Here is a 26,217-nt window from a genome sequence, read left to right as displayed (position 1 = left end):
TCCGGACATTGGATGCGGGCCAAGGGAAAAGGTTCCCAGTTTTCTCGTCCGGCCCTTACCCTCGCCTGGAAGGACCTGGAGCGGAGGGTAAGAAAGGCCCTAATCCGTCTCGATCGGGAGCGAGGGGTCCCTCGCCCATTCGCCCATGGAGGCGTCGTACAGCGCCAGCTTGTCGTAGCCGAGCTGCGTCAGCATCAGCAGGTCGATCGTCGCCGAGATGCCTCCGCCGCAATATACGATCACATTCTTGTCGCGCGTGACGCCTTGGGCCGCGAATTTCGCTTCGGCATCGGCCAGCGTTGTCAGCGTCTTGTCGGCGTTGGCGAGCGTCGCGGCGGGAACGTTGACGCTGCCAGGTACGCGGCCGGGCCGGCCGTAGCGGCTCGGCTCCAAGCCCTGGTGAAACTGTGGTCCGAGCGCATTGACGATCACGGTCGAGGGATCGCCGATCCGCGCCTTCACGACATTCTTGTCGACGAAGAAGCCCGCGCGCGGCGAAGCCTTGAAGGTCGTCGCCGGATAACCCTTCGGTGCGCCTGTTTCGATCGGCCGCCCCTCTTCCTTCCATTTGTCGAGGCCGCCGTCGAGCACGCGGGCATCGACGCCGAGCGAGCGCAGCATCCACCAGAACCGCGTCGACCACATCATGGTGCCGATGCTGTAGAGAACGACGGTTTTGGATGCATCAAGGCCGTGGCGGCCGAAGGCGGCTTCCAGCTGGGGCACATCAGCCATCATGAAGAACTGCTGCGCGGAGGTGTCTGAGAATTCGCCTTGCAGGTCGAGGAAATCGGCGCCAGGGATGTGGCCGGCCGCGAAGGTCTTGTCGCCGGGCACCGCGCGATACGGCACGTCGCTGCCCGGCGGGACAGGCTCGTTGTAGGTCGTGCAGTCGTAGAGGCGCAGATTGGGATCACCGAGGATGGCGGCAAGTTGCTCGGTGGTGATGAGGGGCGTCGGTTGGGACATTGCTCTCTCCCAATTTGCGCTCGGGCTTCCTGGCACTCTGTCATTGCCCGCGAAGTGTTTAGTCCGCGCCGCCTACTGCTTCAGCGTCTCCAGAAACCGCACCGGCTCTCCTTGCGAGGCCGTCACCAGCTCGCCCTGCCACATCACGCGGCGGCCGCGGATGAAGGTGCCGACGGGCCAGCCCGTCACACGCACACAGTCATACGGCGTCCAGCCGGCTTTCGACGCCACCCATTTGTTGGTGATGGTCTCGCTGCGCTTCAAATCGACCACCGTGAAGTCGGCATCATAGCCGGCGGCGATGCGGCCCTTGCAGGCCATGTTGTAGAGGCGCGCGGGGCCGGCGCTGGTGAGATCGACGAATCTTGCCAGCGACAGGCGGCCGGCATTGACGTGGTCGAGCATCAGCGGCACCAGCGTCTGCACGCCGGTCATGCCGGAAGGCGACGCCGGATAGGTCTTCTGCTTCTCTTCCAGAGTATGCGGGGCATGGTCGGAGCCGAGCACGTCGATGATGCCCTGCTCGATGCCGCGCCAGATGCCGGCGCGGTGATCGGCGCCGCGCACCGGCGGGTTCATCTGCGCGAGCGTGCCGAGCCGCTCGTAGCATTCGGGCGCGACCAGCGTCAGATGATGCGGCGTCGCCTCGCAGGATGCGACATCCTTGTGGTCGCGCAGGAATTCGATCTCTTCCTTGGTCGAGATGTGCAGCACGTGGATGCGTTTTCCTGTTTCGTGCGCGAGCTTGACCAGGCGCTGTGTCGCCATCAGCGCCGCGGTCTCGTCGCGCCAGACCGGATGCGAGCGCGGATCGCCCTCGATGCGCAGCGATTTCCGATCGTTGAGGCGGTACTCGTCCTCGGCGTGGAAGGCGGCGCGGCGGCGGATCACCTGGAAGATGCGGCGCAGGCTTTCGTCGTCCTCGACCAGCAGCGCGCCGGTCGAGGAGCCGATGAACACTTTCACGCCGGCGCAGCCCGGCGCGCGCTCCAGCACCGGCAGGTCCTGCACGTTCTCGCGGGTGCCGCCGATGAAGAAGGCGAAATCGCAATGCATGCGGTGATGGGCGCGCTTCACCTTGTCGGTGAAGGTGGCTTCCGTCACCGTGAGCGGCGCCGTGTTCGGCATCTCGAACACGGCGGTGACGCCGCCCATCACGGCGCTGCGCGAGCCGGTCTCGAGGTCTTCCTTGTGCTCCAGCCCGGGCTCGCGGAAATGCACCTGCGTGTCCATCACGCCGGGCAGGATGTGCAGGCCCTTGCAGTCGATCACCTCGGCGGCGGAGCCTTGCGACAGCGCCCCCAGCGCGGCGACGCGACCGCCCGTGATGCCGATATCGCGAACACCCTCGCCGTCCTGGTTGACGACGGTGCCGCCCCTCAAGATCACATCGAAACGCTGGGTCATGGGGCCTCTCTCATCCCCAAGCGCAGGGCTCGAGGTCTTGTCGTTTATGCCTTGCGGGCTTACGTTCCGGAGCAACATGTCGCAAGAGATTTTCGCATGAAATCAGCGTTTCTTCCCGACCGGGGCGTGGTCAAGATCGCGGGCGAGGATGCGCGCAACTTCCTCAACGGCCTCATCACCACCGATGTCGACAGGCTCAAGCCGGGCCTGGGGCGATTCGGCGCGCTGCTGACGCCGCAGGGCAAGATCATCGTGGACTTCCTGATCACGGAGGTGCCCGCGGGCCATGGCGGCGGGTTCCTGATCGACTGCCCGAAGCCCCTGGCCGAGGGACTTGCCACCAAGCTGAAATTCTACAAGCTGCGCGCCAAGGTCAGGGTGGAGACCCTCGATCTCGGCGTGCTCGCGGCCTGGGGCGGTCAGCCTGCGGCGCAGCCGGACCTCGCCTTTGCCGATCCGCGCAATGCCGAGCTCGGCATCCGCATCCTGATCCCCGAGGATCTCAAGCAGAAATTGTCGGACCTGATCGGCGCCGAGCTTGTCGACGCCGCCGAATATGAAGCGCACCGCATCGCGCTCGGCGTGCCGCGCGGCGGGCTCGATTTCATGTACAGCGACGCGTTCCCGCACGAGACCAACATGGACCGCCTCGCCGGCGTCGACTTCGACAAGGGCTGCTATGTCGGCCAGGAGGTCGTCTCGCGCATGCAGCATCGCGGCACCGCGCGAACCCGCAGCGTCAAGGTGCTGCTCGACGACCTCTCGCCGGAGGTCGGTGTCAGCGTCATGGCCGGCGACAAGCAAGTCGGCACCATGGGCTCGTCGGCGCAAGGCAAGGGCATTGCGCTGGTGCGCATCGACCGCGTCGCCGATGCACTCGATGCCGGGCAGCCGCTCACCGCCGGCGGCCTGCCCCTGACCCTCGCCGAACCCGACGCCGTGCGTATTCCAGCCAAGCAGCCCACCGCATGAGCCGAGCCCCCCGCCTGCATCCCGACGGAAAGACCCGCTGCCCCTGGCCCGGCGAGGATCCGCTCTATGTCGCCTATCACGACACCGAATGGGGCGTGCCGGAATATGACGACCGCGCGCTCTACGAGAAGCTGATCCTCGACGGCTTTCAGGCCGGCCTCTCCTGGATCACGATCCTGCGCAAGCGCGACAATTTCCGCAGAGCCTTCGACGACTTCCAGCCGGAAAAGATCGCGCGCTACAACGAGAAGAAGGTTCACGCGCTGATGAACGATATTGGCATCGTGCGCAACCGCGCCAAGATCGAGGGCACGATTTTGAGCGCGAAGTCATACCTCGACATCATGGAGAAGGGCCCCGGCTTCTCGAAGCTGTTGTGGGACTTCATGGACGGGCGGCCCAAGGTCAACCATTTCAAGACCACCGCGAGCGTGCCGGCCTCGACGCCGTTGTCGGTGCAGATCTCGAAGGAGCTGTCCGCGCGCGGCTTCAAGTTCGTCGGCCCGACCATCGTCTATGCCTTCATGCAGGCGACCGGCATGGTCAACGACCATCTCGTCGACTGCCATTGCCACGCGACTTGCGGCAAGACGCAACGCAAGCCGCGCCTCAAGGCCAAATGACCGCGAAGAAGACGGCGCGCGATGCGCAATCCCGCGCCTGGCAGCGCATGCTGTCGGGCCGCCGGCTCGACCTGCTCGATCCCTCGCCGCTCGACGTCGAGATCGCCGACATCGCGCATGGGCTGGCGCGGGTTGCGCGCTGGAACGGGCAGACGACGGGCGCGCACATCTTCTCGGTCGCGCAGCATACGTTGCTGGTGGAGACGGTGATGCGGCACGAGATGCCGAACGTTGACCAGCGCATGCGGCTCGCCGCACTGCTGCACGATGCGCCCGAATACGTGATCGGCGACATGATCTCGCCGTTCAAGGCCGTGCTCGATGGCCATTACAAGGCAGTGGAGAAGCGCCTGCTCGGCGCCATCCACATCCGCTTCGGCCTGCCGCCGGTGCTACCCGACGAAATCACGCAGGCGATCAAGGCCGCCGATCGCGGCGCGGCGTATCTCGAGGCGACCGAGCTCGCCGGCTTCAGCGAAAGCGAGGCCAAGCGCCTGTTCGGCAAGGATCCGGGCCTGTCCGACAGTGTCCGGCGCGACTATCTCACGCCGTGGACCGCGGCACGGGCGGAGAAGCAGTTTCTGGAGCGGTTTGGCGCGGTGTTTGCGTAGCATCATCCCTTCGTAGGGTGGCAAAGCGAAGCGTGCCCACCAAACTGGGCGAGATGCGCGCGGTGCGAAATGGTGGGCACGGCGCGATGCGCCTTTGCCCACCCCACGAGCGCTCGCTATAATCAGCGGCAAAAAAGGTCCGCCATGATCCACGTCTGTTCCCTCGCCGCGCTTCCCGAAACTGTCCGCCTCACCAAGGCCAGCCATGTGCTGACGGTGATGGCCAATGTCGAGCAGGTCGCGCGTCCCGTGTCGGTGCTGCCGGCCAACCATCTCAAGGTGTCGATGGACGACATCACCGAGGAGATGGACGGTTTCGTCGCGCCGTCGGAGGCGCATATCGAGCAGGTGCTGAACTTCGTGCGTGGCTGGGACCGCAGTGCGCCGCTGGTAGTGCATTGCTATGCCGGCATCAGCCGCTCCACTGCGAGCGCGTTCGCCGCCGTGTGCGCGCTCAATCCGGAGCGCGACGAGATCGAGATCGCCAGGAAAATCCGTGCGGCCTCGCCAATCGCCTCCCCGAACCGCCGCATCGTCAGCCTTGCCGACCGCGCGCTCGGGCGCAACGGCCGCATGCTGCGCGCGCTCGACGAGATGGGCCCCGGCGCCATGATGGTCGAAGGCCGCCCCTTCGCGATCGAGCTCGAATGAGCGTTGTGGTCCGCAACTCAGGTGCGCCCCCTCTCCCGCTTGCGGGAGCGGGTGTCTCCGCAACGGGACAATCCCCTAGAGGAGTAAGCCCTCACCCGGCGCTACGCCATAGCCGAGGCTTTGCCTCGGCGTGTCTAATTACGGCCGCCGAGGGCGGCCTGCGCCTCTGCCGCAAGCGGGAGAGGTTACAGCGAGCCCGCGGTGATGCTGCCAAAATCAACCGGCATATCTTTCTCTCAACACCCGCGATCATCATCGCATGAGCGACAAGCTGCTGACGCCGATCGAGATCGGGTTGACCGCGGCGATCGTTGCGATCGCGGAGCACGAGCCGCTGGTGCTCACCGCGCGCGGCAGCGACGGGCTGGCCGGACTGCCGTTCGGCCCGTTCGACGCGCTCAGCCATCGCACCTTCGAGATCGGCCTGCGTGCCTGGGTCGAGGAACAGGCGGCCTTGCGGCTCGGCTATGTTGAGCAGCTCTACACCTTCGGCGATCGCGGCCGTCACGCGGAGGCCGGCGACACTGGCGCGCATATGGTGTCGATCGGCTATCTCGCGCTGACGCGCGCGGTGGACGGCGAGCTCGCCGCAACCGGGGCGAGCTTCGAGCCCTGGTATCGCTTCTTCCCCTGGGAAGACTGGCGCGAGCAGCCGCCTGCGATCATCGCCCGCGACATCATCCCGGCGCTCACCAAATGGGCCGAGGAGGAGACGCCGGAGACCACACGCGCACTGCCGCGAAAGGATCGCGTGCGGTTCTATTTCGGCCTTGACGGCGCGCCGTGGGACGAGGAGCGCGTGCTCGACCGCTACGAGCTGCTCTACGAGGCCGGCCTGATCGAGGAGGCGCGGCGCGACGGCCGCCCTGCGGCATTAGCGCGCAAGGCGCTGCCTGCGCTCGGCATCTCCATGCGCTTCGACCACCGCCGGATTCTCGCCACGGCGATCGCGCGGCTGCGCGCAAAACTGAAGTATCGCCCTGTGGTGTTTGAACTTTTACCCGCCGAGTTCACACTTACGGAATTGCAGCATACGGTGGAGGCGATCTCCGGCCGGCATCTGCACAAGCAGAATTTCCGCCGCCTGGTCGAAACCGAAGCCCTGGTCGAACCGACCGGCGTGATGTCGACACAGACCGGCGGACGGCCGGCGGCGCTCTACCGCTTCCGCCGCGAGGTGCTCCAGGAGCGGCCCGCGCCAGGCTTGCGCGTACGCTCCCGGCGCTAGAGCATTGCGTGATCTGCGCGCCGGTTGCCTGGAGGCTTCATGTTCGACGGCCCGTTTGACGTCTTCGCGCTGATCATTGCGATCATCGCCTTCCTGATCGCGATCAAGGCTTCCAGCCAGGCGGCCGAGCTGCGCCGCCGGCTGAGCTTGCTCGAAGAGATGTTTTATGCGCAGCGGCAGGTGCAGCCGCCGCCGCTGCCGCCGACCCAGGTGCAGCCCGAGGCGCCGGCGACGGCTGCTGCCGCCGAGCCGCCGCCGCTCGCGCCGGAATCCGAGACCGCGGCGCCTCCGCTCGTCATCGAAGAGACCTCACCTCCGCCGCTCGAAGCGAGCACCGCAGCCGATGCAGCGCCGCCGCCTTTGCCCGCGCCGGCGCCCGGCTTCGAGGAGCGGCTCGGCACGCGCTGGGTGGTGTGGATCGGCGGCCTTGCGCTCGCGCTCGGCGGCTTCTTCATGGTGCGCTATTCGATCGAGGCCGGCCTCGTCGGCCCCGGCGTGCGCGTCTTCCTCGGCGGCCTGTTCGCAGCCGCGCTGCTCGGCGCCGGCGAATGGACGCGGCGCAAGGAGAGCACCTCCAACATCGCGGCGCTGCCGATCGCCAACATCCCCGCCATTCTCACCGCCGCCGGAACGGCGGCGGCGTTCGCGACCATTTATGCGGCCTACGCGCTCTACGGCTTCCTCGTGCCCGCCACGGCCTTCGTGCTGCTCGGCATCGTTGCGATGGGCACGCTCGCTGCGGCACTGCTGCATGGCCCTGCACTCGCCGGCCTGGGCGTTGTCGGCGCATTCGCGACGCCGATCCTCGTCTCCAGCGGCAAGCCGGACTATTGGGCGCTCTATATCTATCTCGCGATCGTCACCGCCGCGAGCTTTGGTCTCGCCCGCATCCGGCTGTGGCGATGGCTCGCAATGACCAGCATCGTTTTCGCCGTGCTGTGGGTCTTCCCGGGGCTCGACACCAGCGATTTGCAGGTCGCGCCGCACGCCTTCCACGTCATCGCCGGCTTCGTGCTCGCCGCACTGCTCGTGGTCTGCGGCTTCATGTTCGGCCCGGCCATCGATGACGGCGAGATCGAGCCGGTGTCGTCGAGCTCGCTCGGCGCCTATCTGTTCGGCGCGATGCTGATCGTGCTGTCGAGCGCGCATGCGGATCTGGCGCTGACCGCCTTCACGCTGCTCGTGGGCGGAACGCTGTTCGTCGCTTGGCGGGCGCCGGCGGCGACCGGCGCGCTCGGCGCAGCCGCTGCTACGGTCTTCATCGTGTTCGCCGAATGGGCGGTGCGCGCCAATCCCGATATGCTGGTGCTGCCGGGCGGCCCGATGCCCGGCGTCGGGCCGGTCGCGACCGACAGCTCGGTGACGCTGCATCTGGTGATGGCCGCGATCTTCGCCAGCGGCTTCGGCGTCGCGGGCTTCCTCGCGCAAGGCCGCTCGAATTCGGCGATCGTTCCGGTGGTGTGGTCGGCGGCCGGCGTCGCCACGCCGATCGCCATCCTGGTTGCGCTCTATGCGCGCATCGCCCATCTCGACCGCTCCATCCCGTTCGCGATCCTCGCGGTGCTGCTCGCCGCGGCCTTCGGCGCTGCGACCGAAGCGCTGATGCGTCGCGAAGAGCGACCGGGCGTGGCAGCCTCGATCGCATTGTTCGCGACCGGCACGCTCGGCGCGCTGGCGCTGGCGCTGACCTTCGCGCTGGAGAAGGGCTGGCTCACCATTGCACTCGCACTGATGTCGCTCGGGACCGCCTGGATCTCGTTGCAGCGGCCAATTCCGGTGCTGCGCCGGCTAGCTGCGATTTTCGCCGCGATCGTCACCGCACGCATCGCTTATGATCCGCGCATCGTCGGCGATGTCGTCGGCACGACGCCGATCTTCAACTGGCTGCTCTGGGGTTACGGCCTGCCGGCGGCCTCGTTCTGGGGCGCGAGCATGTTCCTGCGCCGCCGCGGCGATGACGCCCCGCTGCGCGTGGTCGAAGCGGCTGCGATCCTGTTCACCGCGCTGCTCGCCTTCATGGAGATCCGGCACCTTGCGACCGGCGGCGACATGATCTCGCCGCCGTCATTGCTCGAATTCGCGCTGCAGGTCTGCGTCGCACTTGCGATGGCGATCGGGTTGGAGCGCCTGCGGCTGCGCAGCCGCAGCATCGTGCACAATGTCGGCGCGGTCGTGCTTACCGTGATCGCCGGCCTCATCAGCGTGTTCGGTCTCTTCATCCTGGAGAACCCGCTGATCTGGCGCGTCGATGTCGGCGGCGCCGTGTTCAACCTACTGCTGCTCGGCTACGCGCTGCCTGCGATCTTGATGCTGCTGCTCTCTTATGCCGTGGTCGGCGCGCGCGGCAAGGTCTACGCCAACACCATCGCAGGCGGCGCGCTGGTGTTCGCGCTCGCCTACGTCACGCTGGAGATCCGCCGCTTCTATCACGGCCCGATCCTCTCCACGGGGTCTACGACGGGCGCGGAGCAATACACCTACTCGATCGGCTGGCTCGGCTTCGGCGTGGTGCTGCTCGGCGTCGGCGTTCTCGTCAATTCGGAGCGCGCCCGCCTGGCGTCGGCCGTCGTGATCGCGCTGACGATCCTGAAGGCCTTCGTCATCGACGTGTCGACGCTGACGGGCATCTACCGCGCGCTGTCGTTCATGTGCCTCGGCATCGTGCTGGTCGCGATCGGCTGGCTGTACCAGCGCATCCTGTTCCGGCGGCAGGTCGCACCGCCGCCGGCTCCGCAGACGAGCAGCTAGAGCGTGGGACGAGGTACTTCACCTCTGCCCAGCGGGGAGAGGCGAACTAAGAGCGAGCGCTAGGCCGCGCGGACCGATTCCAGGAACTGCGCGACCTCGACCTTAAGGCGCGTGCTGTCGGTCGCGAGCGATTTCGCCGCCGACAGCACCTCGACCGAGGCCTCGCCGGTCTCGATCGCGCCGCGCTGCACGTCGGTGATGTTCGAGGAGACCTCCTGCGTGCCGACCGAGGCCTGCTGCACGTTGCGCGAGATCTCCTGCGTGGCCGCGCCCTGCTCTTCGACGGCGGCAGCGATCGCAGCTGACACTTCGGACAGCCGCTCGATGGTGCCGCCGATCTCCTGGATGGCGGTGACGGATTCCTGCGTCGCGGCCTGGATGCCCGAGACCTGCGCGCCGATTTCGCCGGTGGCCTTCGCGGTCTGCTCGGCCAGCGCCTTGACCTCGGAGGCGACGACGGCAAAGCCGCGGCCGGCTTCGCCGGCGCGCGCGGCCTCGATGGTGGCGTTCAGCGCCAGCAGATTGGTCTGTCCCGCGATGGTGTTGATCAGCTCGACTACGTCGCCAATGCGGGAGGCCGCCTGCGACAGCGCGTTGACGCGCTCGTTGGTGCGCGCAGCCTGCTCGACCGCTTCCGCCGCCATCCGCGCCGAATCCTGCACGCGCCGGCTGATTTCGGTGATAGACGACGACAGCTCTTCCGAGGCGGAGGCCACCGCCTGGACATTGGTGGAGGCTTCCTCGGAGGCGGCGGCAACCACGGTTGCCAGCTCCTGCCCGCGTTGTGCGGTGCTGGTCAGGGTTGACGCCGACGCCTCGAGCTCGGTCGAGGCAGAGGAGACCGTGCCGACGACCTCGCCGATCATGGCCTCGAACCTGCGGGTGATGGCGTCGACCCGGCGGCCGCGCTCGATCTTGGCTTCGGCGTCGAGCCTGGCAGCTTCGTCGGCGGCCTTCTTGGCGATCAGGGCTTCCTTGAAGATCTGGAGCGCATCCGCCATCGAGCCGATCTCGGTCTTCTCACCGCGATGCGGCACCTCGGCCGAAAGATCGCCCTCGCCGAGCGACTGCATCGGCTTAATGATCGAGGCGATGCCACGCGACACATCGCGCACCAGATAATAGGCGGCGCTGATCGCGATCACGACCGAGAGCACGATGATGGCGACCAGCACGCGGAAGATCGTGGCGTAGCTGTCGGCCGCCTGCTTGGTCTCCAGCTCGGCGCCGCGATTGTTCATTTCGATGCCCTTCTGGAGCAGCGGGTCGGCCGCCTGCGCCATCTTGGCGACCTTGGTCTGAAGCATCTCGTTGGCTTCAGTCGGGAACTTGCCGACGCTCTTGCGCGACAGCGCCATCACATCCTGCACGCCGTTCAGATACTCGCCCCAGGCCGTGGTCCATTGCTGATAGAGCGAGCGCTCTTCCGACGAGGTGATCAGGGGCTCGTAGACCTTGCGGGTCTGCTCGATGCGGTCGCGCAGCGAGGCGAGGCGCTTCTCGGCCGCCTCCTTGCCCTCGGCGCTCTCCTGCATCAGGTGCAGCCGCAGCGCGACGCGCAGCTCGTTGATGTCGGCCCGGAGCGAGCCGAGCGCGCGCACGCTCGGCAGCCAGCTTTCGGCGATCTCGACGGTATGGGCGTTGATGTTCTGCATCGTGCCGATCGCCGTCACGCCGACGCCGGCGAGCGAGAGCACGAGGACCGAGAGCACGGTCAGAAGCTTGAAGACGATCGACAACTTCGACATCACGACATCCCGCTGATACCTGGCAACGCACAACTTACCCACGCCGCAATCGCCGCAACGGACGACAGGGCCGGCTTCATGCAACGATGCTGGCTGGTTCTTATCCGGTAAGATTGCGCCGATAATTGCAAACAGGCGTTAACAGGAACCTACGTGAAACTATCGAAGCAAGGATGACCGCCGCTATTTTCATTGCAACCATGCATTGCAGCGCGACAGGCATCGCTTAACGCGAAAGCCGGCCGCGCTGATCACCATGCGCCGTCAGGCCGCGCGCACTGTCTCGAGAAATCTGCCGACCTCGAGCTTGAGACGGTTGCTGTCGCCCGACAGCATCTGCGCGGCAGACAGCACCTGCGAGGAAGCCGATCCGGTCTCGCTTGCGCCGCGCCGTACGTCGGTGATGTTGGACGAGACCTGGTGCGTGCCCTGCGCGGCCTGCTGCACGTTGCGGGAGATTTCCTGCGTCGCGGCGCCCTGCTCTTCCACCGCTGCTGCGATGGTCGAGGAGATCTCGGACAGCTTCTCGATGGTATCGCTGATGTCCTTGATGGCGCCAACCGATTCCTGTGTCGCGGCCTGGATTCCGGATATCTGCTGGCCGATCTCGCCGGTCGCCTTCGCCGTCTGCTCGGCGAGCGCCTTGACCTCGGAGGCGACGACCGCAAACCCCTTGCCGGCCTCGCCGGCGCGTGCCGCCTCGATCGTGGCATTGAGCGCCAGGAGATTGGTCTGGCCCGCGATGGTGTTGATCAGCTCGACCACGTCGCCGATCCGCGTCGCCGCCTTGGACAGTTCGCTGACGCGTTCGGTGGTGGTGCGGGCCTGGCCGACGGCTTCGCTCGCGACGCGTGCCGATTCCTGCACTTGGCGGCTGATCTCGGTGATCGAGGACGACAGCTCTTCTGTGGCGGAGGCCACCGACTGCACGTTGGTGGAGGCTTCCTCCGAAGCGGCCGCGACCACAGTGGTCAAGCGTTGCGTACGCTCTGCGGTCGAGGTCAGCGTCGTGGCGGACGCTTCGAGCTCGGTCGAGGCCGACGACACCGTGCCGACGATTTCGCCGACGGCGCCTTCGAAACTGTCGGCGAGCCTGCGCATCTCCGCTTTACGCTGCTCGGCTGCGATCTGATCCTGCCGCATCTTGGCTTCGGCTTCCGCATGCGCCTTCTGCTCGGACACGATCTTGAATTTCTCGACCGCACCGGCGACCTCGCCGACCTCGTCCTTGCGGCCGAGGCCCGGTAGCACCACGGAGAAATCGCCGCCTGCAAGCTTCTCCATCGCGAGCGTCAGCGCACGCATGGGCCGCGCAATGCTGAAGACGGAGAAGATGCATGCGCCGACGAGAACCAGCGCGACCAGCACGCCGACGACGAGCGACGTCCGTGCGACCGACGCGGCCTCCGCTTCGGCCTCGGCGCGGGTCTCGACACTTCTCTGCTTGGCGAATTCGGTGATCTTGTTGGACAGCTCCGAAATCTCTTCGTTGATCGGCGCCAGCGTCCCCTTGCGAACGCGATCGATCTCGGCCGCGAGCTTTGCGTGTTGCGCCGCCGCCTCGCCGTCCTTCTTTCCCTCGAGCGCGAGCTCCTGCTTGCGGATGGCTTCGATCTGCTGCGCGCCTTTGCCGAAATCGCCGATCAGCACGGTCAAGCGATCGATCCGCTGGCGGTTCTCGGGGGAGCGCGAAAGCTTCGCCATTTCACCGGCGAATTTCTGGGCCGCCGTCTGGCGGTCGTTAAAATAACCGACCGCCTTCTGCATCTCGACCGGCGAGGATGAGCTCAGGATGTCGCGAATGCCGATCTGCATGCCGCGGACCGAGGCCTTCGCTTCGGCAGCATTCTGCGCGATCGCCTGCTGCCCCGCCGCGCTCATGCCAAGCTTCTGGACCTCGGCGCCGCCGCTCATCTGAAGGAAGATCATCAGCGCGACGAGCCCGATCGTCAGCACGGAGGTGACGGCGAGCTTGGTGCCAATTCGCAGATTTTGAATGAACGACATCGAGATATCCCGGCTACGCATGGCCGCGCGGACGCGCGTGAACAGTCATGAAAAGCTAGCCGAGAGGTTCCTCATTAACGTTAAGTGAGCGCAGCGTGGCCTAGGTAGAAATACCGAAAAAGCCGCTCAACCCGCCGGATTTGCGCACTTTTCGCGTGCAGCGAATCTGCACTTCGCGAATTTGCATGCCTTGTGGCCATTAACGAGTGTCGCCGATTCGCGGCCGTCAGCAGATCGTCTCGCCGACCAGACTGACGCGGAAGACCGGCTTCTTGTTCTCGTCAAGCAGCTCCATGCGCCACTCGGCATTCGGCTTCAGGCCACGCGCGATGCCGCCGAGCAGATTGGCGCACACCTCGGTCATCTCGGTCCAGGCGGCCGCCCGGTCCTCGAACTCGTACGGCTGGTCGGCGGCCCCGGAATAGCGGCCGGTGCTGATGCGAAAGAAATACAGCGACATCGTAGAACCCTTGCGCTCCCCCGGCCCTGCGCAAACTTGGGGGCGACTAGCTACCAACGCATGAAAGCCGCCGTCCGTATGATTACGGCGCAGCGGCTTCGTGCTCGGTGGGGCTCTTCGAGCGTACGCGGTGGATGCCGCGGCCGGCTCACTGGGTCGAGCGGCGCAGCTCCAGCGGGGCGTCGTTCCTGGCGGGCTCGGCCTTCACGGGCTCGAGCCGGCTGCTCTCCACACGCGGCGTCTCCACCCGCGCGGCGACCTCGGTGTTGGAGGCGCCGATCGATCCGGTGTGCTCGGACGAGCGCAGCGAGCGCGGACGCGCCGTGGCGCGGGCCATCAGCATCTGATTGCCGCCCTGATGATGGAAGTCGCAATAGGCGAAGCCCATGCCTGACACCGAGCCGCGGAAGCTGCGCTCGTCGGTCTTCTCCAGGTTGAAACAGGGCTCGAACGGAATGCCCTTGATCGAGGCGCAGACGTTCTGGCCGCGAATCTGGAGCGTGTTGCCGGGCAGGCGAAGATGCCGCACCGGGCCCGAGCCCGAGAACTGCACCGCGCCGGCGGCACCGAGGTCATCGAGGATGCGGCCTGCGCCGCGGGTGCCGTCGAAACAGGTGAAAGCGAACACCTTGCCGGCGACGAAGCGGCGCGCCTCATCGGCATTCATGCTTCCAGCAATGGCCGGCGCAAACGTCGCTGCCGCCGTGACAGCCCCCAACACAATACGCGCAAGCATGCTCTACTCCGAACCAACCCCCGCAGCGGGCGATGCCTTTATCTCTTTACCCGCTGCTTACCATACTAACCAAGGCAACATTGAAGCAGCTTGGTTGGTAAAGTCTGAACGCCGTTAGAGAATTTTTACCACGACTCGACCGCGGACCTGGCCCGCGAGGATTTTCGCGCCCCATTCCGGAACTTGGTCGAGCGAAATTTCCTGAGTTATTTCAGAGAGTTTCATCCGGTCCAGGTCCGAGGCCAGACGTTGCCAGGCGGCCTTGCGTGGCTCGATCGGGCACATCACGGAATCGATGCCGAGAAGGCACACTCCGCGCAAAATGAAGGGTGCGACGGAAGACGGCAGGTCCATACCGCCCGCCAGGCCGCAGGCCGCGATCGCCCCGCCGTATTTCGTCATCGACAGAAGATTCGCGAGCGTGGTCGAGCCGACGCTGTCGACGCCGCCCGCCCAGCGCTCCTTGGCCAGCGGCTTGGCCGCCGCCGACAGCTCATTGCGATCGATCACCTCGGCGGCGCCGATCTCTTTCAGATAGTCCGCCTCGGAGGCGCGGCCGGTCGAGGCGATGACGTGATAGCCGAGCTTCGACAGCACGGCGGTTGCGACCGAGCCGACACCGCCGGCGGCGCCCGTCACCACCACGGGGCCGCTCTTCGGCGAGATGCCGTGCTTCTCCAGCGCCAGCACCGAGAGCATCGCGGTGAAGCCGGCGGTGCCGATCGCCATGGCGTCGCGCGCCGAAAGCCCTTGCGGCAACGCGACCAGCCAGTCGCCCTTCACCCGCGCCTTCTCGGCATAGGCGCCGAGATGGGTCTCGCCCATTCCCCAGCCGGTGCAGACGACCTTGTCACCCGCCTTCCATTGCGGATGCGAGGAGGCTTCCACCGTGCCGGCGAAGTCGATGCCGGCGATCATCGGGAAGCGGCGTACCACCGGCGCCTTGGCGGTGAGCGCGAGGCCGTCCTTGTAGTTCAGCGTCGACCATTCCACGCGGACGCTGACATTGCCCTCCATCAGCTCGGCTTCGTCGAACTGCGCGAGCTGCGCGGTGGTGCCCTTGTCCGTCTTGTCGATCCGGATCGCCTTGAATGTGGCCACGGCTGCACTCCCTGACTTGTTTGCCGGGGATGTTTAGCCGATCAGGCAGGCTGCGCAACCACTCGCTGAACCGGTTTCTCCACGATCGGAAGATTGATCAGCGCCGAGAGCACGCCGAACAGGATCGAGAGCCACCAGATCGGCGTGTAGGAACCGAACTTCTCGAACACGATGCCGCCAAGCCAGACGCCGAGAAAGCCGCCGACCTGATGGCTGACGAAGGCGAAGCCATAGAGCGTGGCAAGCCAGCGCGTGCCGAACATCAGCGCCACCAGCGCCGAGGTCGGCGGCACCGTCGACAGCCAGGTCAGGCCGGAGATGGCGCCGAACGCGATCGCCGAGAACGGCGTGATCGGGAACGAGATGAATGCGAGCGTCGCAAGCGCGCGGGTGAAGTAGATGGTCGAGAGGATGTAGCGCTTGGGCAGCGAATTCTGGAGATAGCCGACGCCGAGCGATCCCATGATGTTGAACAGGCCGATCGCCGCGATCACCCAGCCGCCGGTTTGTGCCGAGATGCCGCGATCGACCAGGAACGCCGGCAGATGCACCGTGATGAAGGCGAGCTGGAAGCCGCAGGTGAAGAAGCCGAGCACCAGCAGCACATAGGAACGATGACCAAACGCTTCGGCGAGCGCCCTCGTGAAGGTCTGCTCATCGGCGGGCGCCGCATTTGCCGTGCTCGCGACCGGTGGTGTCGACAGCGCCAGCGACAGCGGGATGATCAGCAGCATCAGGAAGCCGAATACGGAGAGCGCCTGCTGCCAGCCGAAATTGTCGATCAGCGCCACACCAATGGGTGCGAACAGGAACTGGCCGAACGAGCCCGCCGCGGTGCCGGCGCCGAGCGCAAGGCCGCGCTTTTCCGCCGGCAGCAGTTTTGTGAACGCCGACAGCACCAGGTTGAACGAGCAGCCGGCAAGACCGAAGCCGATCATGACGCCTGCGCCGATGTTGAGCGACAAGGGCGTCGAGGAGTAGCGCATCAGCAGGAGGCCGCCGGCATAGAGCAGCGCGCCGACGCACATCACGCGGAACAGGCCGAACCGGTCGGCGACCGCGCCAGCGAAGGGCTGGCCCAATCCCCACAACAGGTTCTGCACGGCGATGGCGAGGCCGAACACGTCACGGCCCCAAGCGAATTCGTGGCTCATCGGCTGCACGAAGAAGCCCAGCGCCGAGCGCGGACCGAAGCCGAGCATGCCGATGGCGCAGCCGCAGAGAATGATGATCGCCGGCGTGCGCCAGGAGGAAGAACGTGAGACCGGACCGAGTTCGCCTATCTGCGTCGACATCGTGTTCCTCATCGTCATTGGGGGATCCGGAATAGGCAGCCGCGACACCGCGTTTAATGCAGATGCATGAAAATCCCAAGTCAAAAACGATTGCGTTCCACGAAGGGCTGCTGCGGGAGCATTGCGTTTCCTTGCGGCCTCGCCGGAGAGTGACTTGACGAGAATGTGTGCGGCTGGCCCTAGCGGCGTCCCGGACGACCTGCTATCTTAGATTTACTCATAATGAGTATATCGGAGCTCTGACGATACGCCACCGGCCCTCGCGGCCGGATTTCTCAGGCCAAATATATACTCACATCGAGCATAACCGACACACGGGAGGCTTCCATGCCGATCACTGGACTTTACGGGCCCGACGACTTTGCAAGCCGGCCGCAGGGCCAAGCCACAACCTCCCCGCGGGCTGCGCCGGCGCGCACGGGACCTGCGCTGCCGATGCCCTCGCTGGAATGGACTGACGAGGTCGAGCGCGCCACCGCGCCGCTCTATGAGCGCGTGAAGCACGTGATCCCGCCGATCGAGTGGCCGCTGATGGCGCCGAGGATTCACGCGATCAACGAGCTGAAACAGGCGCGCGGCGCGGTGATCCTCGCGCACAACTACCAGGCGCCGGAGATCTTCCACTGCGTCGCCGACATCGGCGGCGACTCGCTCCAGCTCGCGGTCGAAGCCACCAAGGTGAAGGCGGACATCATCGTCCAGTGCGGCGTGCACTTCATGGCGGAGACGTCGAAGCTGCTCAACCCGGAGAAGACGGTGCTGATCCCGGATTGGCGCGCCGGCTGCTCGCTCGCCGCCAGCATCACCGGCGCCGACGTGCGGCTGCTGCGCGAAAAATTCCCCGGCGTGCCCGTCGTCGCCTACGTCAACACGTCGGCGGAGGTGAAGGCCGAGGTCGATATCTGCTGCACCTCATCGAATGCGGTGCAGGTGGTGGAGAGCCTGAACTCGCCGACCGTGATCTTCCTGCCCGACCGCTATCTCGCCAGCTACGTGGCCTCGAAGACCGACGTCAAGATCATCGCCTGGAAGGGCGCCTGCGAGGTGCATGAGCGCTTTACGGGCGAAGAGCTGCGCGCGTTTCGCGACGCCGACCCGTCGGTCCAGATCATCGCGCATCCCGAATGCCCGCCGGACGTGCTGGCCGAAGCCGACTTCACCGGCTCGACCGCGCATATGATCAACTGGGTGCGCGCGAAGCGGCCACGGCGGCTGGTGATGATCACGGAATGCTCGATGGCCGACAATGTGCGCGCCGAGCTGCCCGACGTGGAGATGCTGCGCCCCTGCAATCTCTGCCCGCACATGAAGCGCATCACGCTCGCCAACATTTTGGACAGCCTGCTGACGCTGCGCGAGGAAGTCACGATCGAGCCGGCGCTTGCGGCGCGCGCAAGGCGATCGGTCGAGCGGATGATCAATCTGAAGAATTGAGAGCGAAGCGCAGCAACGACACAGCTGTCGTCCCGGATAAGCGAAACTCCAGACAACGCGCAGCGTGGTCGGGAGCGGAGCGCCAATCCGGGACCCATAACCACCGGAAGATATTTGGCGAAGAACGGCATTGCAGAACTTCGCGCAACAACTTCCGCCACGGCGTATGGGTCGCTGCTTTCGCAGGGACGGCAGCGGAGCAAGAGGAACTACCATGACAAACATCCACAATCTCACCCGCACCACTGACGACGTCGTCATCGTCGGCGGCGGCCTCGCCGGATTGTTCTGCGCACTCAAGCTCGCGCCGCGGCCGGTGACACTGATCTCGGCCGCGCCGCTTGGCCAAGGCGCATCCTCCGCATGGGCGCAAGGCGGTATCGCCGCGGCGGTGGCCGAGGGCGATACACCCGAAGCGCATGCTGCTGACACCATTGCCGTTGGCGGCGGTATCGTCGACGAAGCCGTCGCACTCGGCATCGCGCGCGAGGCGGCGCCGCGGATCGACGATCTGCTCGCCTATGGCGTGCCGTTCGATCGCGACCTCGAGGGCCGGCTCGCCGTCGGTCGGGAAGCTGCGCATTCGGCGCGGCGCATCGTGCATGTGCGCGGCGACGGCGCAGGCGCGGCGATCATCGCGGCGTTGACCGAGGCCGTGCGCCGCACGCCCTCGATCCGGCTGATCGAAGGTTTTGTCGCCGAAGCGCTGTTGACTGAGGACGGCGCGGTCACCGGTCTTCAATTGCGCGAGGCAGCCAATCCAGCCGCGCGGCCGGTTATGCTGGCCTCGCGTGCGATCGTGCTTGCGACCGGGGGCATCGGCCACCTCTATGCCGTCACCACCAATCCGATTGAGGCCAGCGGCTCCGGCCTTGCGATCGCCGCGCGCGCCGGCGCGGTCATCGCCGACCCCGAATTCGTGCAGTTCCACCCGACCGCCATTATGGTCGGGCGCGATCCCGCGCCGCTCGCGACCGAAGCGCTGCGCGGCGAAGGCGCGATACTCATCAACCGCCATGGCGAGCGCTTTATGCTTGCGCGCCATCCGCTCGCCGAGCTCGCGCCGCGCGACATCGTCGCCCGGGGCGTATTCGCGGAGATCGCGACCGGGCGCGGCGCCCTCCTCGACGCGCGGGCGGCGCTGGGCGTGCGCTTCGCCGAAAAATTTCCGGCCGTGCATGCGAGCTGCATCGCCGCCGGCATCGATCCCGCGACGCAAGCCATCCCGATCGCGCCAGCCGCGCACTATCACATGGGCGGCATCGCGGTGGATGCACGCGGCCGCAGCTCGATCGACGGACTCTGGGCCGGCGGCGAGGTGTCGTCCACCGGCGCGCATGGCGCCAACCGTCTCGCCTCCAATTCGCTGCTGGAGGCCGTGGTCTATGCCGCGCGCATCGCCGACGACATCGCCGGCCGTGCGATCCCGTCGCCGGCCCCGCTCCCGGATGCGCTGGTGACACAGCGCAGCGGCGCTCCGGATGCAGCGAACGTGGCGCGGCTGCGGGCGATAATGAGTGCGCATGTCGGCGTGATCCGCGATGGTGACGGGCTTGCACAGGCCGCGCGCAGCTTTGCTGCACTGGAGCGCGAGGCGACGAGCATCACCGTCCGCAACATGGCAACCACGGCCCTTCTCGTCGCAACCGCCGCCTTGAGCCGGCGCGAGAGCCGCGGCGCGCATTTCCGTTCCGACCATCCGGCCGATGTCCCAGAGCTGGCGCAGCGGACGATGACCACGCTCACCGCTGCGCGCGAAGTCGCGGACAGCCTAAGCGAGCGTCCGCTGCCGCGCACCGCTCAACCCATGATCGCCTGAAGGAAACTCGATATGACCCCGACCTCCCTGCTCTATCCCGATGCCTTCGTTTCGCCCCTCGCCATCGACGAGGCCGTGCAGCGCGCGCTGGCGGAAGACCTCGGCCGCGCCGGCGACATCACCTCGCTCGCAACGATTCCCGAGGCGACCAGAGCGCAGGCCATCCTGGTCGCGCGCCAGTCCGGCGTGATGGCCGGATTGCCGTTGGCGCTGGCGACGCTGCAAAAGCTCTCGTCCGACGTCGAGGTGCGCGCGCATGTCCGCGACGCTGCCCGCGTTGCCCGCGGCCAGCATGTGCTGACGATCTCGGGCCCGGCGCGCGCCATTCTGACGGCGGAGCGGACCGCGCTAAACTTCGTCGGCCGGCTATCGGGTGTTGCAACGCTCACGGCCGACTATGTCGCGCGCACCGAGGGCACGAAGATGCGGATCTGCTGCACGCGGAAGACCACACCGGGATTGCGGGCGCTGGAGAAGTACGCGGTACGCTGCGGCGGCGGCTTCAACCACCGTTTCGGGCTCGACGATGCGATTCTGATCAAGGACAACCACGTCGCGGTCGCAGGTGGCATCCGCCCGGTGCTGGAGCGCGCCCGTGCCCATGCCGGCCATCTCGTCAAGATCGAGATCGAGGTCGATACGCTGGCGCAGCTGCGCGAGGTGCTCGATACGGGCCTTGCCGACGCCGTGCTGCTCGACAACATGGACCTTGCAACCTTGCGCGAGGCGGTGCGGATGACGGAGGGCCGCCTCGAGTTGGAGGCCTCCGGCGGCGTCACGCTGGACTCGATCGCCGCGATTGCCGCGACCGGCGTCGATTACGCCTCAGCCGGCGCGCTGACGCATTCGGCGCCGAATTTCGACTGCGCGCTTGATATCGAGGCGTGAGGGGCGCGGCTTGCACGAGATCGTCATGCCCGGGCTTGTCCCGGGCATCCACGCGCTTCTTGCGCTAGTCCAAGAACGTGGATGGCCGGGACAAGCCCCGGCCATGACGCAGTCGAGATGCTACCTCCGCTCGCTCGCGCCCATCTCGGCAGAGCTCTTGGCTTCCTGCGCGAGCTCGGCCGACAGCGCGGCTGTCTGCGCCGGCGTGCCCCAGCTCGGTTCCTCGCTGCCATCGCCCCAGGCGCGGGGGCGGTAGAAGGTGTGCACGCCGGTCCTGTACATCTTCTTCATCTCAGCGACCCAGGACGGGCGCACCCAATAGGCGTGGTAATGGGTGGATTTGCCGACCTCGGGCAGCCAGATCTGGCCGTCGAGCATCGCCTTCGAGATCTTCTTGGCGCGCTCCCACATCTCGGGCTCGCGGATCACGTCGGGATTGTTGTCGCAGGCGAAGGTGAACTGACAGGCGAAGTGGCGATACTTGTTCTGGTAGACCACGCCGCACACGGTATCGGGATATTTGCCGGAGAACACGCGGTTCATCACCACCTGCGCGACCGCCATCTGGCCGCGCACGGCTTCGCCGCGGGATTCGAAGTAGATCGCTTCGGCGAGACATTTTTCTGATTTCGCGCGCGACTTGTCGTCGAGCGCGAGCCGCTCCGCCGGAGACCTGGCGCGCTGGTTGTCGACGTTGACCTCGCCTTTCGCCGCGACGCTCTCGCCGCTCTCGATATCCCTGGCGATCTCTTGGGTCGGCGGCGTCAGCGAGGCCGTCACCTTCATGTCGGGATCGGGCATCACGATCATCGGCTCGGCACCGGGCTGCCAACTCTCGATGCTCTCGAGATTGCCGCCGAGGGAGGAGCTGCCGAAGAACAGGTTCGCGGTCTTGACACTGAACGGATCGCGCGGCGGTGCCGTCGGAAGCGTCTCCTGCTTCAGCGCTTCCAGCGGCTGCACCGGGAACGAGCGGGCGAGGTCGCTGGCCTTTGGCGGATTGGCATATTGCGGCAGCGGCGGCGCGCGCAGCGCTTCGGCGAGCTCGGGATCGAGCGCGGCTGCGGACTCGGGCGACATTGGTTGCGACATCGCTTGCGGCAAGGTAGCGGTCTTCGCGCCGAACACCGAGCTGTTCGAGGTCGCAGGATCTTCCTGCGCGGGTGCCGCGGCCGGAGCCGTCGTCTCAGGCGCCTGCGTTGGCGCAACGGTTGCGAGACGATCACCCTTCAGCGAGCGATCGACCTTGGGAAAATCGGCGGCCTGGTAGCGCGGCGGCGCCTGCAGCACCGGATTGCGGCTGATCGCGCCGGTGACGTCGCGAGCATCGAGGCTCGCGAGCCGAACCATCGCGCTCTGCGGCGCCGACGTACCAATCGGGCGGGAGAAGCTGTAGGTCGCGAGCTGGATCGAGGACGCCGCGGAAAACACCTGCTTCTGCCAACGCTCGGCGACGCCGGGCTGGCGGGCCAGCAGAGAGGCAATGTCCTGATACCCGGTCTCTCTCGGCATAAATGCGAAGATGCAGAGACCGATGCCGAAGGACGCGAACCGCGCGCCCTTCGGATGGTTACGCAACACTGACATCGATACGCTCACGCAACGCTTACGCCCGTTTCGATCGAACTCAGTACGTCCGTGCAATTCGATCTTTTTCGTAAGTATCTAATTTAGGTTGCCGGGGCGTTAATCGGCGTTGCGCGCGCGGCACACTCAAGCGAACACAGGTGTTTTCACGGAGCGATTGCCTGCGTGGTAAATGCCGCCTCATTTTGAAGCGGTAAACAATCGGTCAATGCGAATGGTGAAGGAACTCTTGCGCGCGCGTCTCATTTCGGGACGCGTGATGAGTTCCCGGCATAAGCACGAGATGCTTCTCCGCAACGAGTGTCATGCTCCGCGAAGGCGGGGCATCCAGTACGCCGCGGCCTATTGCTTCTATCACTGCTATCTCGGCGTACTGGATCGCCCGGTCAAGCCGGGCGATGACAGCGAGTGAGCGGCAAGTGCATCCCACAAACTGGTCATTGCGAGCGCAGCGAAGCAATCCAGAGTCTTGCCGCAGAGACAGTCTGGATTGCTTCGCTGCGCTCGCAATGACAGTATGGATGCAGCGGCGCGCAAAATGAAAAGAGGCGGAGCCAAACCCCGCCTCTCTCAATCCAATCGTGCGCTTCGCGCTTACGCCTGGCTCGCGATCGCCTTGCCGAGCGCGGCCTGCGCTGCGGCAAGCCGTGCGATCGGCACGCGATAGGGCGAGCAGGAGACGTAGTCGAGGCCGATATTGTGGCAGAAGGCGACCGAGGCGGGATCGCCGCCGTGCTCGCCGCAGATGCCGACCTTGAGCGAGGCACGCGTCTTGCGGCCGCGCGCGACGCCGATCTTGACGAGCTCGCCGACGCCTTCCTGGTCGAGCGCGATGAAGGGATCGACCGAGAGGATACCCTTCGCCACGTAGGGACCAAGGAAGCTCGCCGCGTCGTCGCGGCTGATGCCGTAGGTCGTCTGCGTGAGATCGTTGGTGCCGAACGAGAAGAACTCGGCCGACTGAGCGATCTCGGCCGCGAGCAGGCAGGCGCGCGGCAGCTCGATCATGGTGCCGACCTGATAGGCGAGCTTGGTGTTGGCGTCGCGCATCACCGACTGCGCGGTAGCATCGATGCGCGCCTTGACCAGATCGAGCTCGGCCTTGGTTGCGATCAGCGGCACCATCACCTCGAGGCCGACGGCCTTGCCGGTGCGCTTCTGCGCCTCGACCGCCGCCTCGAAGATCGCGCGCGCCTGCATCTCGGCGATTTCAGGATAGGCGATCGCGATGCGGCAGCCGCGGAAGCCGAGCATCGGATTGAACTCCGAGAGCTCGCGTGCGCGATCGGCGAGGCGCCGCGGATCGGTGTTCATGGCTCGCGCCACTTCCTCGACCTCGGCATGGGTGTGCGGCAGGAACTCGTGCAGCGGCGGATCGAGCAGCCGGATCGTGACGGGCAGGCCCTTCATGATCTCGAACAGCTCGACAAAGTCGGCGCGCTGCATCGGCAGCAGCTTTGCGAGAGCCGCGCGGCGCGCCTGCTCGTCCTCGGCGAGGATCATCTCGCGCACGGTGCGGATGCGCGTCTCCTCGAAGAACATGTGCTCGGTGCGGCAGAGGCCGATGCCTTCGGCGCCGAACTTGATCGCGGTGCGCGCATCCTCCGGCGTGTCGGCATTGACGCGCACGCCGATCTTGCGGACCTGGTCGGCCCAGTTCATCAGCGTGCCGAACTCGCCGGACAGCTCCGGTTCGATCATCGGCATGCGGCCGGCCAGCACCTGGCCGAGCGAGCCGTCGATGGTGATGACGTCCCCGGTCTTGAAGGTGCGCGAGCCGATGCTCATGGTGCCGCGGCCGTAGTCGACCCGGATGGTGCCGCAGCCGGAGACGCAGGGCTTGCCCATGCCGCGCGCGACCACCGCCGCGTGCGAGGTCATGCCGCCGCGGGTGGTCAGGATGCCTTCGGCCGCGTGCATGCCGTGGATGTCTTCGGGGCTGGTCTCGATGCGGACCAGGATCACCTTGCGTCCGTCGCCCTGCAGCTTGGCGGCTTCGTCCGAGGAGAACACGATCTCGCCTGAGGCCGCGCCTGGCGAAGCCGGCAGGCCGGTCGCGATCACGTCGCGCTTGGCGTTGGGATCGATCGTCGGATGCAGGAGCTGGTCGAGCGAGGCGGGATCGATCCGCGTCACCGCTTCCTTCTTCGAGATCAGGCCTTCATTGGCGAGCTCGACCGCGATGCGCAGCGCCGCCTTCGCGGTGCGCTTGCCGCCGCGGGTTTGCAGCATCCACAGCTTGCCCTGCTCGACCGTGAACTCCATGTCCTGCATGTCGCGGTAATGCTTCTCGAGCAGCGTGTAGATCCGCGTCAGCTCCTTGAAGGCTTCCGGCATCGCCGATTCCATCGACGCCTTGTCGGAGCCCGACTCTTTCCGAGCGTCCTCGGTGATGTCCTGCGGCGTGCGGATGCCCGCCACCACGTCCTCGCCTTGCGCGTTGATCAGGAACTCGCCGTAGAGCTTGCTCTCGCCGGTCGAGGGATTGCGCGTGAACGCAACGCCGGTCGCCGAGGTCTCGCCCATGTTGCCGAACACCATGGCCTGCACGTTGACCGCGGTGCCCCAGGATTCCGGAATGTCGTGCAGCTTGCGGTAGGTCACCGCGCGCGCGTTCATCCAGGATGAGAACACCGCGCCGATCGCGCCCCAGAGCTGATCGTGCGGATCCTGCGGAAACTCCTTGCCGGTCTCGCGCGCAACGGCGTCCTTGTACTTGCCGACCAGCTCGACCCAGTCCTCGGCCGACAGGTCTGTGTCGAGCGAATAGCCCTGGCTGTCCTTGAAGGTGTCGAGGATCTCCTCGAAGTGATGATGCTCGAAGCCGAGCACCACGTCGGAATACATGGTGATGAAGCGGCGATAGCTGTCATAGGCGAAGCGGCGGTCGCCCGAGAGCGCGGCCAGAGCTTCGACGGTCTCGTCGTTGAGGCCGAGATTGAGCACGGTGTCCATCATGCCCGGCATCGAGGCGCGCGCGCCGGAGCGCACGGAGACGAGCAGCGGGTTCTTGGTGTCGCCGAACACCTTGCCAGTCAACTTGCCGACATAGTCCAGCGCCTTCTCAACCTGCGGCCTCAGCTCCTTCGGGTACGTCTTGCCGTGCTCGTAGAAATAGGTGCAGACCGAGGTCGGAATGGTGAAGCCGGGAGGCACCGGCAGGCCGAGATTGGCCATCTCGGCGAGGTTGGCGCCCTTGCCGCCGAGCAGGTCGCGCATCTCCGAGCGGCCCTCGGCCTTGCCGTCACCGAAGGTGAACACCCATTTGCCGGCCTTGACCGCAGCCGGCGCAGCCTTGGCGGGGGCAGCCTTGGCGGGGGCAGCCTTGGCCGGGGCAGCCGTCTTCGGCGCAGCCGGCTTGGTCGCAGCCTTTGCAGCTTTGGCAGCGGGTTTCGCAGCCGACTTGGCTGCGGGCTTGGCTGCAGGCTTAGCAACCGACTTCGGGGCGCTCTTGGCCAGTGCCTTGCGGGCTGGCGGCGCGGCTTTCGCGGCAGCGGAAGACTTTGATTTCGCTGAAGTTTTATTGGGCTTCGAGGCGGCTTTGGCCATGGCTTGCACACAACCTGCGAGAGGGAGGGGAAATCGCGGGCCTTACACCATTTTGGGCGGGCCCGCGCAAGTCGGACTGTTCCGGAAAGTGAACCCCTAGAGGTGAAGCCACTTCAGGAGCCCAAGCCCGATCGCGCCATTGATGATGAGGAAGATCGCGACGATCAGGTTGAGCAGCCGCGGCATGATGAGGATGAGCACGCCCGCAATCAACGACAGGATCGGCGAAATGTGGGCGACGGTGATGTGCATGAACTATCTTTCCCTGAGGTGAGGCGAATCGCGGCCGGATCATAGCGGCCCCGGTTCCGCGAGTAGAGACGCGCAAGCGCCAGGCCGGTTCCCGCCACTCACGAAAACTGCCCGAAATTGCCGCTGATGCGG

21 protein-coding genes are annotated in these 26,217 nt (G+C 66.1%); 10 read left to right on the top strand and 11 right to left on the bottom strand.

The window, feature by feature from the left end; translation table 11 throughout:
* Window positions 1–99: 99 nt before the first annotated feature.
* Window positions 100–969 carry a sulfurtransferase gene (locus AC5V87_RS10910; RefSeq protein WP_495370961.1) on the bottom strand — a complete coding sequence of 290 codons (870 nt, stop codon included), beginning with the start codon at window positions 967–969 and terminating at the stop codon, window positions 100–102.
* A gap of 72 nt (window positions 970–1,041) precedes the next feature.
* Window positions 1,042–2,376, bottom strand: coding sequence for a dihydroorotase (locus AC5V87_RS10905; protein ID WP_456840111.1), 1,335 nt, complete (start codon window positions 2,374–2,376; stop codon window positions 1,042–1,044).
* A gap of 96 nt (window positions 2,377–2,472) precedes the next feature.
* Between AC5V87_RS10905 and ygfZ the strand changes: the two genes are divergently transcribed.
* The 6 genes from ygfZ to AC5V87_RS10875 all read left to right on the top strand — a co-directional run bounded on the left by ygfZ (window position 2,473) and on the right by AC5V87_RS10875 (window position 9,209).
* A complete protein-coding gene (ygfZ, locus tag AC5V87_RS10900; protein WP_495370960.1) occupies window positions 2,473–3,348 on the top strand; it encodes a CAF17-like 4Fe-4S cluster assembly/insertion protein YgfZ in 876 nt (291 codons plus the stop codon).
* Entirely contained in the window at window positions 3,345–3,971 is a 627-nt protein-coding gene (locus AC5V87_RS10895; protein WP_495370959.1) for a DNA-3-methyladenine glycosylase I, read from the top strand. Before ygfZ ends, AC5V87_RS10895 begins: the two co-directional genes overlap by 4 nt.
* Window positions 3,968–4,582 carry a YfbR-like 5'-deoxynucleotidase gene (locus AC5V87_RS10890; RefSeq protein ID WP_495370958.1) on the top strand — a complete coding sequence of 205 codons (615 nt, stop codon included), beginning with the start codon at window positions 3,968–3,970 and terminating at the stop codon, window positions 4,580–4,582. The genes AC5V87_RS10895 and AC5V87_RS10890 overlap by 4 nt, the downstream gene beginning before the upstream one ends.
* A 144-nt stretch (window positions 4,583–4,726) precedes the next feature.
* Window positions 4,727–5,233: a tyrosine phosphatase family protein gene (locus AC5V87_RS10885; RefSeq protein WP_456840115.1), complete on the top strand. Its 507-nt coding sequence runs from the start codon at window positions 4,727–4,729 to the stop codon at window positions 5,231–5,233.
* A 259-nt stretch (window positions 5,234–5,492) separates the two neighbouring features.
* Entirely contained in the window at window positions 5,493–6,461 is a 969-nt protein-coding gene (locus AC5V87_RS10880; protein WP_456840116.1) for an NUDIX hydrolase, read from the top strand.
* Between the two features lie 39 nt (window positions 6,462–6,500).
* A complete protein-coding gene (locus tag AC5V87_RS10875; RefSeq protein WP_495370957.1) occupies window positions 6,501–9,209 on the top strand; it encodes a DUF2339 domain-containing protein in 2,709 nt (902 codons plus the stop codon).
* A gap of 59 nt (window positions 9,210–9,268) precedes the next feature.
* Here AC5V87_RS10875 and AC5V87_RS10870 read toward each other — a convergent pair whose 3' ends face one another.
* The 6 genes from AC5V87_RS10870 to AC5V87_RS10845 all read right to left on the bottom strand — a co-directional run bounded on the left by AC5V87_RS10870 (window position 9,269) and on the right by AC5V87_RS10845 (window position 16,556).
* The gene (locus AC5V87_RS10870; RefSeq protein WP_456840118.1) at window positions 9,269–10,957 is read right to left on the bottom strand and encodes a methyl-accepting chemotaxis protein; all 1,689 of its coding nucleotides are present in this window, start codon (window positions 10,955–10,957) and stop codon (window positions 9,269–9,271) included.
* A 264-nt stretch (window positions 10,958–11,221) separates the two neighbouring features.
* Window positions 11,222–12,964, bottom strand: a complete 1,743-nt coding sequence (locus AC5V87_RS10865; protein WP_495370956.1) for a methyl-accepting chemotaxis protein — start codon at window positions 12,962–12,964, stop codon at window positions 11,222–11,224.
* A gap of 226 nt (window positions 12,965–13,190) precedes the next feature.
* Window positions 13,191–13,424 carry a DUF6894 family protein gene (locus AC5V87_RS10860; protein WP_456840120.1) on the bottom strand — a complete coding sequence of 78 codons (234 nt, stop codon included), beginning with the start codon at window positions 13,422–13,424 and terminating at the stop codon, window positions 13,191–13,193.
* A gap of 148 nt (window positions 13,425–13,572) precedes the next feature.
* Entirely contained in the window at window positions 13,573–14,160 is a 588-nt protein-coding gene (locus tag AC5V87_RS10855) for a hypothetical protein (RefSeq protein WP_495370955.1), read from the bottom strand.
* A 114-nt stretch (window positions 14,161–14,274) separates the two neighbouring features.
* Complete coding sequence (gene acuI, locus AC5V87_RS10850) at window positions 14,275–15,261, bottom strand: acrylyl-CoA reductase (NADPH) (RefSeq protein ID WP_495370954.1); 987 nt, start codon at window positions 15,259–15,261, stop codon at window positions 14,275–14,277.
* 41 nt (window positions 15,262–15,302) lie between these two features.
* Window positions 15,303–16,556, bottom strand: a complete 1,254-nt coding sequence (locus AC5V87_RS10845) for an MFS transporter (protein ID WP_495370953.1) — start codon at window positions 16,554–16,556, stop codon at window positions 15,303–15,305.
* Between the two features lie 327 nt (window positions 16,557–16,883).
* Here AC5V87_RS10845 and nadA point away from each other — a divergent pair, with 327 nt between their 5' ends.
* From nadA to nadC, 3 genes are all read left to right on the top strand, one after another.
* Window positions 16,884–17,990, top strand: a complete 1,107-nt coding sequence (nadA, locus tag AC5V87_RS10840; RefSeq protein ID WP_495370952.1) for a quinolinate synthase NadA — start codon at window positions 16,884–16,886, stop codon at window positions 17,988–17,990.
* 214 nt (window positions 17,991–18,204) lie between these two features.
* Window positions 18,205–19,809, top strand: coding sequence for an L-aspartate oxidase (locus tag AC5V87_RS10835; RefSeq protein WP_495370951.1), 1,605 nt, complete (start codon window positions 18,205–18,207; stop codon window positions 19,807–19,809).
* A gap of 12 nt (window positions 19,810–19,821) precedes the next feature.
* The gene (gene nadC, locus AC5V87_RS10830) at window positions 19,822–20,697 is read left to right on the top strand and encodes a carboxylating nicotinate-nucleotide diphosphorylase (protein ID WP_495370950.1); all 876 of its coding nucleotides are present in this window, start codon (window positions 19,822–19,824) and stop codon (window positions 20,695–20,697) included.
* A 120-nt stretch (window positions 20,698–20,817) separates the two neighbouring features.
* Here nadC and AC5V87_RS10825 read toward each other — a convergent pair whose 3' ends face one another.
* Entirely contained in the window at window positions 20,818–22,284 is a 1,467-nt protein-coding gene (locus AC5V87_RS10825; RefSeq protein WP_495370949.1) for a cell wall hydrolase, read from the bottom strand.
* 259 nt (window positions 22,285–22,543) lie between these two features.
* Between AC5V87_RS10825 and AC5V87_RS10820 the strand changes: the two genes are divergently transcribed.
* Window positions 22,544–22,696 (top strand): hypothetical protein, encoded by a 153-nt coding sequence (locus tag AC5V87_RS10820; RefSeq protein ID WP_495370948.1) that lies wholly within the window; start codon window positions 22,544–22,546, stop codon window positions 22,694–22,696.
* Window positions 22,697–22,878: 182 nt separating this feature from the next.
* Here AC5V87_RS10820 and ppdK read toward each other — a convergent pair whose 3' ends face one another.
* Window positions 22,879–25,833 carry a pyruvate, phosphate dikinase gene (gene ppdK / locus AC5V87_RS10815; protein WP_495370947.1) on the bottom strand — a complete coding sequence of 985 codons (2,955 nt, stop codon included), beginning with the start codon at window positions 25,831–25,833 and terminating at the stop codon, window positions 22,879–22,881.
* A gap of 96 nt (window positions 25,834–25,929) precedes the next feature.
* Entirely contained in the window at window positions 25,930–26,085 is a 156-nt protein-coding gene (locus tag AC5V87_RS10810) for a DUF3096 domain-containing protein (RefSeq protein ID WP_074077234.1), read from the bottom strand.
* Window positions 26,086–26,217 lie beyond the last annotated feature (132 nt).

The sequence above is a fragment of the Bradyrhizobium sp. SOJA106 genome (assembly GCF_059448745.1).
Note: the sequence above shows the minus strand (reverse complement) of the source record. Positions and strands in the feature narration are given on the sequence as shown.